Consider the following 13,126-nt stretch of genomic DNA (forward strand, 5'->3'; position numbering starts at 1 on the left):
AGTACAAATGAGGGCGTCACCCGAGCGCAAGCGCTCAGGATTGTTGCGGGAAACGATGGTTCGGCGTGGTTCAGTGTTCGGTCGCACGAAATGGCGGGTGCTGTTGTCCAGCGTCGCCTTCGGCGTCAGCGTTACGAGTTCCGCCGGGGCCGAAACCCTCAATGAGGCTCTTGTCAAAGCCTATCAGTCCAATCCGCAGCTCAATGCCGCCCGGGCCCAGCAGCGGGCGACGGACGAAAATGTCCCGCAGGCGCTCGCCGGTTACCGGCCGCAAATCGTAGCAAGTCTCAGCGCCGGATTACAACCGGTGCGCAATTTGCTCGTGGATAATACGGTCCAGACCGCCAGCCTGAAGCCCTGGACGATCGGCCTTACCGTGACACAGAATCTGTTCAACGGCTTCAAGACCGCCAGCAGCGTCCGCGTTGCCGAGCTTCAGGTGCGCTCGGGCCGGGAGGCTTTGCGGAATACCGGGCAAGGCGTGCTTCTGGACGCGGTCACGGCCTATATGAACGTCATCGCCAATCAGGCCCTGGTCGAAGCCCAGCGCGGCAACGTGACCTTCCTGCGCGAGACCGTCGGCATCACGAAAAAGCGCCTGGATGCGGGCGATGTGACCCCGACCGACACGGCACAGGCCGATGCCCGGCTCAGCCGGGGTCTTGCCGATCTCAATGCCGCCGAAGTCGCCCTCGAAACCAGCCGCGCCATCTACGCGCAGGTGATCGGCAATGCGCCCGGCAGCCTGGCTCCGGCTCAGACGGTTGATCGCTTTGTGCCGCGCAGCCGCCAGGACACCGTCGACGCTTCAAGCCGCGAAAACCCGGCAGTGATCGCCGCGACCTACGATGCCGATGTCGCGACCACCAACATCAGCGTGGCTGAGAGTAGCCTGCTGCCCCAGGTCAATGTGCAGGCCAACGTCAATCACGGCTCGGACACCGATCCCAACCTCGGCACCAAACGGGCCGATCAGGCTTCGGTGATCGGTAACCTCACCGTGCCGATCTATGACGGCGGTACGGCCGCATCACAGACCCGACAGGCGAAAGAGACGGCCGTCCAGAGCCGCCAAGTGCTGGAACAGGTCAGGAATCAGGCGCGTACTGCGGCGATCAGCGCCTGGATCAGCAGCGAAGGGACCAAGGTCGCCCTGTCCGCCGCCGAGGCCGAAGTCAAATCCGCGAACATCGCGCTTCAGGGCGTCCAGCGCGAGGCGCAGGCCGGTCAACGCACCACCATCGACGTTCTGAACTCTCAGCAGGACCTCACCGCCGCAAGAACGCGCCAGATCGTGGCGCAGCGCGACCGCGTGATTGCGTCCTATACGCTTTTGAGTGCCATCGGCCGCCTCGACGTCCGTACCCTTGGCCTCAACACACCGGACTATCTGCCGGACGTGCACTATCACCAGGTGCGGGACGCCTGGCACGGTGTTCGTACACCGTCAGGCCAATAGGTCAGTTACGCGCCCGGCGTGAGAAGACCGAGATCAGCACCGGCAGTGTGATCAGGATCACCAGCGGCGCCAGTGCCATGCCCGTGACCACAACCACCGCAAGCGGCTTCTGAACCTGCGACCCGATGCCGGCCGACATCGCGGCCGGCAGCAGCCCGATCCCCGCGACAGCGCAGGTCATCAAGACGGGACGAAGCTGCAATTCACCGGTGCGAATGGCCGCCTTCACGCGATCCATCCCCTCGTCGATCAACTGATTGTACTGCGACAGGATGATGATGCCGTCCATCACGGCGATGCCGAATAGCGCGATGAATCCGATCGCCGCCGAGACGCTGAACGGAATGCCGCTGAACAGCAATCCGAGCACACCGCCGAATACCGCCATCGGAATCACGCTCATCGCCAACAGCGTGTCCACCACCGAACCGAAATTGAACCACAGCAGCATGGCGATCAAAGCCAGACTGATCGGGACAACGATCGACAAACGCCGGATCGCATCCTGCAGATTGCCGAATTCGCCGACCCACTCCATGTGCGAGCCAGGCGGAAGCTGCACCTGCTCCGCGACTTTGTCCTGTGCTTCCTGGATCGCGCTGCCGAGATCCCGTTCACGCACCGAGAACTTGATCGGTAGATAACGCTCCTGCTGCTCACGGTAAATATAGGCAGCACCAGAGACGAGATTGATCGATGCCACCTCGCTCAGCGGAATTTGCGTGATGCCGTTCGGTCCCTGCACGCCGATCCTGAGATTATGAATAGCCTCTGCGCTCTTGCGGTATTCGGGGGCCAGGCGAACAATGATCGGGAAATGCCGATCGCTGCCCGGCTCGTACAAATCACCCGCGCTGTCACCGCCGATCGCAACGCGAATGGTGGCGTTGATATCACCGGGAGAGAGCCCGTAACGCGCGGCGCGCGCACGGTCGATGTCGATCTGGATGGTCGGTTGGCCAAGAGATGTAAACACCGATAGGTCGGTGATGCCTTTCACCGTCGAAAGCACCGCCTTGATCTTGTTCGCGGTATTGGTCAGTTCCGTGAGATCATTGCCGTAGAGCTTGATCGAGTTCTCGCCCTTCACGCCCGAGACGGCTTCAGCGACGTTGTCCTGCAGATATTGCGAGAAATTGAATTCCACACCCGGAAATTTCTTCTGCAGTTCCGCCAGAAGTTCGCTCGTCACCTGATCCTTGTCATGCGAACCCGGCCACTGGCTGACGGGCTTCAGTGGTGCAAAGAATTCCGCGTTGAACAGTCCTGCCGCATCGGTGCCGTCGTCGGGGCGACCATGCTGCGAGACCACCGACTCCACTTCCGGCCGTGCCCGGATGATCTTTCGCATCTCGTTGACGTAGGAGTTGCCCTCTTCCAGCGAGATCGTCGGCGGCAAGGTCGCGCGAATCCAGAGATTGCCTTCTTCGAGCTTGGGCAAGAACTCAAGGCCGAGGAAACGTACCGCGATAAAGGTGAGAATGACGAGGCCCACCGCCAGCGACATCACGGCCTTGCGGCTGCCAACCGCCCAGTGCAGCACCGGCATATAAATGCGGTGCAGCCATTGCACGATCCGCGTCTCGGTCTCCTGCATGTGAGCCGGAAGAATGATCGCGCTGAGCGCAGGCGTAACCGTGAATGTCGCCAGTAGGCCGCCGGCCAGCGCATAGGCATAGGTTTTGGCCATAGGTCCAAAGATATGGCCTTCCACGCCGCTCAACGTGAACAGCGGCAGAAACGCCGCGATGATGATCGCCGCAGCAAAGAAGATTGATCGCGAAACGTCGGCCGCGGCACTCAGAATGGCGTGCTGCTTGATGCCCATCACGGTTTCCGGCGAGATCGCGCTCTGCTCTTCCGGCGACAGCTCCGTCGTATGCGACAGGCGGCGGAAGATCGCCTCCACCATAATGACGGTGCCGTCGACGATCAGACCGAAGTCGATGGCGCCGACGGACAGCAGATTGGCCGACTCGCCCCGCAACACCAGAATGATGACGGCAAAGAACAGCGCGAACGGAATCGTGGCGCCGACGATGACAGCGCTGCGCAGATCGCCGAGGAACAGCCACTGCAACAGCACGATCAGCAGGATCCCGACCACCATGTTGTGCAGCACGGTGTGCGTGGTGGTGTCGATCAGATCCTTGCGATCGTAGATGCGTTCGATCCGGACACCCGGCGGCAGGATACTCGACTTGTTGATCGATTTGACGAGTTCTTCCACCCGCGAAATCGTCGGTGCGCTCTGCTCGCCTCGGCGCATCAGCACGATACCCTGCACGATGTCGTCGTCCATATCCATGCCGGCGATGCCGAGACGTGGCTTGGACCCGATGGTGACGTTGGCCACGTCCCTGACGAGCACGGGATTGCCCCCGCTCTGGGCAACCATGGTGGTCGCCAGATCGTCGACGGAACGGATCGATCCGACGCCGCGGACCACCGCCGACTGTGCGCCGATGTTCACGGTGTTGCCGCCGACATTGATGTTCGAATTGCTCACCGCCTGCAGCAACTGCGGCAGGGTCAGGCCATAGGCGATCAGCTTGTTGAAATCGACCTGAAGCTCATACGTCTTGGTCTTGCCACCCCAGGCGGTGACATCGATGACGCCTGGGACAGCGCGGAATCGCCGTTGCAGAACCCAGTCCTGCAGTGTCTTGAGATCCAGCACGCTGTAATTCGGCGGCCCGACCAGGCGGTAGCGATAGATTTCACCGATGGGGCTGAGCGGCGAGATTTGCGGCTGGACATTGCCCGGCAGCGGCGAGAGCTGCGACAGCCGGTTCAGCACCTGCTGCAAAGCCTCTTCGTAAGTGTAGTCGAAGGAAAACTGCAGTTTGACGTCGGAGAGGCCGTAAAGCGAGATCGTGCGGATTGTGCGAAGGTTCTTGAGACCCGCAACCTGCGTCTCGATCGGAATGGTGATGTAGCGCTCGACTTCCTCCGCCGACAGACCAGCGCTTTGCGTGACGATGTCGACCATCGGCGGCGTGGGGTCGGGATAAGCTTCAATATTGAGCTGCTGAAAGGCGAAAACGCCGCCAATCATGACAATCATGAACAGCGCCACCATGAGATAGCGGCGGTTGACGGCAAGAGCAACAAGACGATCCATCGAGACCGGGTCTTTCAAAAAAAGCGGAATCTTTCAGGGAAAGACGCGACTCGAGTTAGGTACCTGATGATGCAGCACGATCGATGAAGAGACTGCCCTTAGTCACGATCCGATCACCGGGGGAAAGATTGCCCTTCACCTCCACGAGATCACCATTGGCCAAGCCGACCTTGATCTGGCGCAACTCGAGGGATTTGTCATCGCGTAGGACCCAGACTCGCACCTGATCACCCTCATAGATCAACGCCTGCTTTGGCACGCCGATGGCCGGGCGCTCACCGGCTGAGTAGATCGTGACGTTGGCAAACATCTCCGGCTTCAACACTCCGCCCGGATTATCGATCGTGGCGCGAACCATCAATCTGCGCGTTGTGGGATCGATCGCGGCCGACACGTAATTGATCCGCGCGGTCATGGTTTTGCCGGGGAGTGCAAGAACGCTGAAGGTGATCTCCTGCCCCACCTCAATGGCCGGGGCTTCGGTTTCGCGAACGAACGCCGTGAGCCATACGGTCGAAAGATCGCCGATCACAAATACCGGATCGCTGGCACCGGCATTGACGTATTGACCAGGGCCGATCTTCCGCTGGACCACCGTGCCGGTAATCGGCGAATAGATCGTCGTTTCCGGATTGATACGGCCCTTCTCCTGGAAGGTGGTAATCGCCTCGTCTGTGAGGCCAAGTATGCGCAAGCGATTGCGCGCGGCTTCAAGCGCGGTCTCCGATGAGCGCATGTCGTTCTGGGCGGATACAAGCGCCGCCTGCGATTGCTGGTAATCCTTGAGCGGCGCAGCCTTACCCTCATAGAGATCGTGGGCCCGCTTGTCCTGGATCTGCGCCAGCTCGAGTTGCGACTTCGCCTTGTTGAGTGCCGTCGCCGCTGTGATGAAGTCGTTCTGGGCCTGCACGGTATCAGCTGCTTCAATCACGAACAGGGGCTGCCCCTGGGTGACCTTATCACCCGGTCGCGCCAGCAGCTTCGTGACCCGGCCTGCATACGGCGAGAACACCGGCGTTGAGCGGTCCTCATCAACCGCGATCTTGCCCTCTGTCGTATGCTCAGCCCTGAAGACGTGCTCGCTCACGGGCTGGATGGTCAGGGTGGCAAGCTCGGTCGGCGTCGGCGTGTAGCGAAAAAGGCTTTTCCGCGACTGGCTCGAAATCTCGGAACTGTCCTTTTCCGGGGCTCCGTTGCGCGTCAGACCGAAGGCGGCAGCGCCCGCGAGCACCAGCAGCCCTGCACCAACAGCTAAGCGCCGCCGGGCAAGGCTCTGAAATACGGCAGGAAAGCCGCCCTGTTCGGAGTTTTCTTTGGTCATGCAAAATTGTTCCTGCGGCAGGCTGACGCAGCCAATCCGCTAATAGTGCTACTTTGCAGATTAGGACAATCAAAAACCGCGGAACGGATATTTTTTTCAGTTAATGCCGGTTTCCGGCCACGCTAGGGGGCTAGCTCCCAGTTGCACTGCGGGATGGGACCAACTCGGAGGTGTCGTCGAAAGTACCGCTGAATGGCGAATGGCCCGCAGCTTTCCGAAACCGGACGGGCTGTCCTCAAGAAATGGCGCAACCGCCTCACCCTTGATATCGGTGCTTCCAAGTCCGCCATCGAGCCGCCCGAGATTCCAGAGCCAACGGCCGGTCTGAGCCAGCGAGACCCGGACGTGCCAGCTGCCGCCCTCATGCGCCTGCCGCAGCCGCGCCATCATTGCCCCGAACGCCATCAGATAACCGGTTGCATGATCGAGGATCTGCATCGGCAATTCCTTTGGCCCTTCAACACCAGCCGCCTGCCCCTCGGCATGGTTGAAACCGGTCGAAGTCTGAACCAGCGAATCGAAGCCTCGACGGCCCGCCCAGGGACCGACGTGGCCATAGGCAGACAGCGATACGTAAATGATGCCGGGGTTTATCTGCGCGGCATCCTCAGGTGAAAAGCCAAGGGCCCCGATCGATTGCGAGCGATAGCCCTGCGAGAAGATGTCGGCGCCCGCTAACAGGCCCCGCAACGTGTCGCGCCCCCGCTCCGTTTTGAGATCGGCGAAGCTCGACAGCTTGCCGCGCCCGGTATCGATCACCAGCCAGGGGATCGATGGAAGATGGGGCGAAGACATCAGCATGACGTCCGCCCCGTGCGCGGCCCAGGTGCGGCCCGCCACAGGGCCTGCAATGACGCGCGACAGATCGAGCACACGCAATCCCGCCAATGGACGATGACCTGTCGGCCATGGCTTCGGCGCGGCCTCGCCGATCTTCTCGATGGTGAGTAGCGGCAACTGCTCCAGTGCCTTGGCTTGCGGATGTGCGAGCCATTCATCGTGGGTGCGCATCATCGAGACCACGCAACCGCCGGCATAGGCCGCCGTTTCGAAATCGTCAGCCTTCCATTGCATTAAGGCCCGCTGCACGTCGTCGCGCTCCGGCTTGCAAGCCAGCACCTTGCAGATATTGTCGCGATGATGCGGGAAATTTGTGTGAAGTCGGACATAACGGCCATCACCGGTTTTGTAGATGCCTGCGGTCGGATCCCACGCCGGTGGAGGCGGCTTATCATCGACACGAAGATAGCGCTCGCTGCGGCATTCCACGGCAGCATGGAGCATATCGACGGAGACCCTCTGTCTTTCCCCGCTACGTGCTTTCCATATCTCGGCCGCGGCAAGGCCGGCTGCTGCGATGGTGACCTGCGCCGCTGCCCCGACGCGAAAGGATGACGGGAGCACAGGCTCCTGCCCGGTCAGCGTCACGGCATCGAGTGCGGATGGATCGCCCCCACCAAGCGTCCAGAGATCGGCAAGAATATCGCGGGTCGATTGCATCAGCGCCTCCGGCAGATTGACGCCGAAACATTGCGCCGAAGTTCCTGCACATCAAGCGACCTCAGTGAAAATCTCTCGACCGTGGAAGAATACGTACATTGCGCGGATGGCGCATCTTGTGAGCCGGCATGTCCGAGCGCGCAGGCAATTCATTGTCAAGCGGTTCGATGACGTCGGCCCCGTTCGGCACAATCGGTTTACGGCTGAGCGCATCGTTGGCGAGCTGTTGCAGGTCATACGACCGATCAATCAACCGCTCCGCCACCAGATGGACGACCTTCTCCGGGCTGCTTTGAATAACCCCTTCGATTTCGATCAATCGAGAGCCCATCACCTCCTTGCGGAAGGTCTCCATGATCTTTGGCCAGACCACGATATTGGCGATGCCGGTTTCATCCTCCAAAGTCATGAAAATAACTCCCTTGGAGCTGCCGGGACGCTGCCGCACCAGCACCACGCCGGCACATTTGACACGGCGTTTATCATTGGCATGGGTCACGCCTTGGCAAGAGATCACACCTTCCTTTGTGAACATCGGCCGCAGGAATTCCATCGGGTGTCCCTTGAGCGAGAGGCGGATGGTCTGATAGTCCGCCACCACCTGTTCCGGCAGCGGCATGGCGGGCAACGGTTTCGCCCCTTCGTCCGGCTGCTCACGCGCCGTCGCCGCCGCAAACAGCGGCAACGGAACGTCATCAGGCAATCGCCGCACCGTCCACAGAGCCTCACGACGATCGAGACCGAGCGAACGAAATGCATCGGCATCCGCAAGCGCAATCAGGGCACGCTTCGGAAGGCCGGTTTCCCGCGCGAAATCCTCCAGTGACGTGAATTCCTTTCGCGCCCGGGCATCGACAATGCGCTGATCCCAATAGTCCTTGCGAGGCTTCTTGAGAGCCTTGCCGAATTTCTCGGGAAGCCTGTCATCGACATCAAACACCTCGAAACCATCGATCTGGCGAAAACCGAGGCGCACCGCATTGTGTTCGCCGCTTTTCTCTTCGAGCGTATTCTGACCAAAGCTGTGGGACACATCGACCTCACGAACTTCAACCTTATTCTTGCGCGCATCGCCGACAATCTGTGCCGGCGCGTAGAAGCCCATCGGCTGCGAATTCAGCAACCCGCAACAAAATGCATCGGGATGAAAGCACTTGAGCCATGAGGAGACATAGACAAGCTGGGCAAAGCTCGCGGCATGGCTTTCGGGGAAACCGTAACTTCCGAAACCTTTGATCTGATCGAAGCAGCTTTTGGCAAAGCCGGGATCGTAGCCACGTGCGATCATATTTCCGACCATCTTATCTTCGAATTTATGGATGGTACCGACATTGCGGAATGTCGCCATGGCACGCCGCAATCCATTGGCTTCATCAGCTGTAAATTTTGCAGCCTCGATGGCAATGCGCATTGCCTGCTCCTGGAAAAGCGGCACACCCATTGTTTTACTCAGAACTTTCTTGAGCTCATCTCGTTCACCGTGTTCGGGTGCCGGTGATGGATACGTTACCTGCTCATATCCATTTCGCCGCTTCAGATAGGGATGAACCATGTTGCCCTGGATTGGGCCCGGCCGGACAATGGCAACCTCAATTACCAGATCATAAAATTCGCGTGGCTTGAGGCGCGGCAGCATGTTCATTTGTGCGCGGCTCTCGACCTGGAACACGCCAAGAGACTCACCCTTACAAAGCATGTCGTAAACTTCAGGCTCCTCAGACGGCAGCGTCGCTAGTTCCCATCGTTTGCCTTTGTGATCCGCGATCAGATCAAAACATTTGCGAATACAGGTCAGCATGCCGAGCGCCAATACATCGACCTTCATCATCTTCAGTGAGTCGATGTCATCCTTGTCCCACTCGATGAAGGTGCGATCATCCATCGCGGCATTGCCGATCGGCACATAAGTATCGAGCCGATCCTGCGTCAGCACATAGCCTCCCACATGCTGTGACAGATGACGCGGAAATTCGATCAACTCGGTCGCAAGTTCGACGGCGCGGTAGATCATCGGATTGCTGGGATCGAACCCGGCCTGTTTGACCTGCATCTCACTAAGACCTGAGCCCCAGCTTCCCCACACCGTATCGGCCAAAGCAGCGGTCACGTCTTCGGTCAGGCCGAGCGCTTTGCCGACATCACGGATGGCGCTGCGCGGGCGGTAATGAATGACAGTCGCGACAATCGCCGCGCGGTGACGCCCATAACGTTTGTAGACGTATTGCATCACCTCCTCACGACGTGAGTGCTCGAAATCGACATCGATATCGGGAGGCTCTCGACGTTCTTCCGAGAGGAAGCGCTCGAACAGCAGATCAACCTTGGTTGGATCGACAGAGGTGATCCCAAGCACATAGCACACGGCAGAATTTGCTGCCGATCCCCGCCCCTGACACAGAATGCCTTCGTTGCGGGCGTGACGCACGATGTCATGCACGGTGAGAAAGTAATGCGCGTAGTCGAGCTTGCGGATCAGCGCGAGTTCTTTCTCCAGGGCTTTCTGCACATCAGGTGGAGTTTTTTCGCCATAATAGGTTTGGGCGCCTTCCCGGGTCAGATCTTCAAGATGCTGCTGTGCCGTCTTACCGGGTGGCACCGGCTCATCAGGATACTGGTATTTCAATTCTTCAAGCGTGAAGTTGATGCGATCGGAGAAACGCATGGTCTCTTCGATCGCTTCCGGCGCATCGCGGAACAACCGCGCCATCTCCGCCCCTGACTTCATATGGCGCTCGGCATTGGCTTGAAGCTTTTTGCCAATGGCATGGATGGTGGTTTTTTCGAGAATGCACGTCAGCACGTCCTGCAACGGTCTACGTGCTGGATTGTGATAAAGGACTTCGTTGGTTGCGAGCAGCGGCACACGCGCCGTGGCGGCGATCCGCTGCAGCCTTGCCAGACGCCGCTTGTCATCACCGCGATAAATCAGGCTTGCAGCCAACCATACTCCATCCGCACCGCTGCGCTTTAACCGATCGAGGGTTTTCAGCGTCTGCGCGACATCGAAGTGATGCGGCAACGTCAGAACCAAAAGCTGGCCTTCGGAAAATTCCAGCAAGTCGCCGAGATAAAGCTCGCATTCGCCTTTATCCGCCCTTCGTTTGCCGACAGTCAGCAACTGACAGAGGCGACCATAAGCCGCGCGATCACGCGGATAGACAAGAATGTCCGGCGTCCCGTCCATGAACACGAGACGCGAACCGATCAACAATTTCGGCTTATGTTCAACCTCTGGATTGCTCAACTCGGTGTAGGCACGGACCACGCCTGCCAGCGTGTTGCGGTCGGCAATGCCAATGACGGGAATTCCAAGGTCGCTGGCTTCATGGACATAATCCTGCGGATGCGATCCGCCGCGCAGGAACGAAAAATTGGTGGTGATGCCGATTTCCGCATAAGCCGTCATGCGAACAATCCATGCATGAACCATTTCGGCGAAACGGGCTTATTCTTTTCCGGGGCGGTCTCGCTATCCGGTGTGGCGATCTCGTTATAAAGCCCATCGCGATAAATCCAGAAACGCAGCCCCTCCTCATCCTCGACCCGGAAATAATCGCGCGTCAAAGCTTCCCCCTCGTGCTGCCACCATTCCATGGCGATGCGCTCAGGACCTTCCACCCTTACCACCGTGTGGGTGGCACGACGCCAGATGAAGCGGCGCGGCGGACCATCCGGCACAGTCGCAAAAGGCGCATCGATAGGTTCTGGTTTTTCAAATAACCGTAACGGACGCAGCGGTGGCTCGCCCTCCACGCGCGCGGGCCATTCCGCGATAGAGGCCGCCGTCAGGTGCTGCTGCGCAGGTAAAGCCATTTCCGCATGTTCAGGAATATGCGTGTCCTGCGGCAGATGCACCACGACACGCTGGCTACCGATACGTGCCGATATACGGTCGATCAGCGCCGCAACTTCGTCGTTCTCTTGAACACGCGTGTCGAAATCACGCTGCTCTTGCACGACAATTTCAACATGGCTCGCAGACAGACGGATGAGATCGAAACCAAACCCAGGATCGAGCGGATCCGCCAAGGCATCCAGCCGCTCGCGGAACAGACGGTTCATCATCGCTGCTTTGGTTACGGGACGTCCTGCATCCACTGCGATGATGCGCACCACGCCATCGGTGCGGAAGAAGCTCGCCTCCAGCCGGCGCGCCCCCTTGCCTTGCTTGTCCATCGCTTGGACCAGCATCTCGGCGAGGTTCGATAGAACAGATGCAATCACGCCATCGGTGGCAACGGGCTCTGCAAAGCGCCTCTCGACCACGAAATCAGGCAAGGGCTTGCGCGGCGAGATCGGCGCGTCGCCCTGCCCTAAGGCCTGCTGCAAAAGATCCGTGAAAGCCGCACCGAAACGTGCGCTCAGCTCATGCGGGGCGCGCGACGCCACATCACCAATGGTCTTGAGCCCGGCACGTCGCAGCCCTCGCGTGATGGCATCATCGGCGCGGAGAGCAAACACCGACAGCGCACTGACCGCCTCAGCCTCTTTGCCATCCTCAACGATACAGGTTCGCGCGGCCTGCGTCAGCGTGCGGGCGCAGACCGCCGTTCCGGCAATCGCTGCATTGATGATAAAGTCTTGCTGCTGGAACGAGGTGCAGATGGTGCGCAGCATGGCGGCTTCGCCACCGAACAGATGCGCACATCCGCTGATGTCGAGAAACAGGCCAAACGGCGGATCCAGCGCCACCAGTGGTGTAAACCGATCACACCAATCGGCAATGTCTTCCAGCAATCTGGCATCCGCAGTCTCGTCGAGATCAAAGACCTGCACGTCAGGATCGATCGCGCGTGCATTGGCGAGCGGCAGGCCCTCTTCAAGCCCGATACGCGCGGCTGCGTCGTTCAGCGCTCTGACCTGCAGGGCGTTGTTGAGCTTGCCAACAACGACGCAGGGACGATCATCATCCAGCACGCCGCCTGGCAGCCGTTTCAACCTGTCGGTAGGCAGGCGCGGCAGCCACAGGCTGAGAATACGACGCCTGTTCACGGAAGAGGCCCTCATCACATTTCCACTCCATGATCCATCGTCCGGTCTGGCCGTGACGATTGCGAACAAGTTCGGCATCAAGTATCGGCGCGCCCCATGCTTCGGTTGCCATCGGCGACGGCACGCCACGCACCAGCCAGCGCGTTTCCGCCGTGCTGGTCGCAGGCATGGCCGCCGTGCGCAGCACAAGGCATGTGACGTTTGATGTCCGTGCGGTGAGCGTCAGCTTGCGGCTCGCAACCAGATCAAACTGACGCACCTCGCCCCAGACATCGAGGACAACCGCGCCGAGGGCATCACACGCAAGCGCATCGGCCGTGACACGCAACGCGTTTTCTGCATCCCCAGCCCTGACGACGACCAGCAAGCGCGGGTCCAGGCCCAGCGCAGCCAAGCCTCCCAGCGACAACGCACCGGATTCGATCTCCGCAAAATCCTGCCGCACCCAGAGCAGCGGCCGTCGTCCCGCCAGGCGATGAGCAAGCCCTGCAATGAAGCCGGTCGCCGCCGTTGCGTTGCGCCCGCCTTCGGCGAACACCTCATGCAGCGCACCGCGCACCAGACCTCCCTGAAGCATTGCATCCGCATCGGTATGACCCAACGCCACGCGCACCAAGCCGTCCGTTTCGCCTTCGAGACGGCCGATGGTCTTTCGCAGAGACGCGAGTGTGCTCATGCGTGCGCTGGTCATGCGCCGCTCCTGACATTTGAAAATCGTCACCGCCGATTG

7 protein-coding genes are annotated in these 13,126 nt (G+C 59.8%); 1 reads left to right on the forward strand and 6 read right to left on the reverse strand.

Features of this window, described 5'->3' with window-relative positions; genetic code table 11:
• Nucleotides 1-55: 55 nt before the first annotated feature.
• Nucleotides 56-1,459: a TolC family outer membrane protein gene (locus tag ACP0KA_RS01490; RefSeq protein WP_424631461.1), complete on the forward strand. Its 1,404-nt coding sequence runs from the start codon at nt 56-58 to the stop codon at nt 1,457-1,459.
• Between the two features lies 1 nt (nt 1,460).
• Here the strand turns inward: ACP0KA_RS01490 and ACP0KA_RS01495 are convergent, their stop codons facing one another.
• From ACP0KA_RS01495 to ACP0KA_RS01520, 6 genes are all read right to left on the reverse strand, one after another.
• Entirely contained in the window at nt 1,461-4,583 is a 3,123-nt protein-coding gene (locus tag ACP0KA_RS01495; protein ID WP_424627069.1) for an efflux RND transporter permease subunit, read from the reverse strand.
• A gap of 55 nt (nt 4,584-4,638) precedes the next feature.
• Nucleotides 4,639-5,904 (reverse strand): efflux RND transporter periplasmic adaptor subunit, encoded by a 1,266-nt coding sequence (locus ACP0KA_RS01500; RefSeq protein WP_424627070.1) that lies wholly within the window; start codon nt 5,902-5,904, stop codon nt 4,639-4,641.
• A gap of 96 nt (nt 5,905-6,000) precedes the next feature.
• Complete coding sequence (locus ACP0KA_RS01505) at nt 6,001-7,404, reverse strand: CoA transferase (protein ID WP_424627071.1); 1,404 nt, start codon at nt 7,402-7,404, stop codon at nt 6,001-6,003.
• A gap of 61 nt (nt 7,405-7,465) precedes the next feature.
• A complete protein-coding gene (locus ACP0KA_RS01510) occupies nt 7,466-10,810 on the reverse strand; it encodes an error-prone DNA polymerase (RefSeq protein ID WP_424627072.1) in 3,345 nt (1,114 codons plus the stop codon).
• Nucleotides 10,807-12,411, reverse strand: coding sequence for a DUF6504 family protein (locus ACP0KA_RS01515; RefSeq protein WP_424627073.1), 1,605 nt, complete (start codon nt 12,409-12,411; stop codon nt 10,807-10,809). Before ACP0KA_RS01515 ends, ACP0KA_RS01510 begins: the two co-directional genes overlap by 4 nt.
• Nucleotides 12,311-13,087 (reverse strand): ImuA family protein, encoded by a 777-nt coding sequence (locus ACP0KA_RS01520; RefSeq protein ID WP_424627074.1) that lies wholly within the window; start codon nt 13,085-13,087, stop codon nt 12,311-12,313. The genes ACP0KA_RS01515 and ACP0KA_RS01520 overlap by 101 nt, the downstream gene beginning before the upstream one ends.
• Nucleotides 13,088-13,126: the final 39 nt, after the last annotated feature.

This window comes from Bradyrhizobium sp. SYSU BS000235, from assembly GCF_049747295.1.
Classification (GTDB): domain Bacteria; phylum Pseudomonadota; class Alphaproteobacteria; order Rhizobiales; family Xanthobacteraceae; genus Afipia.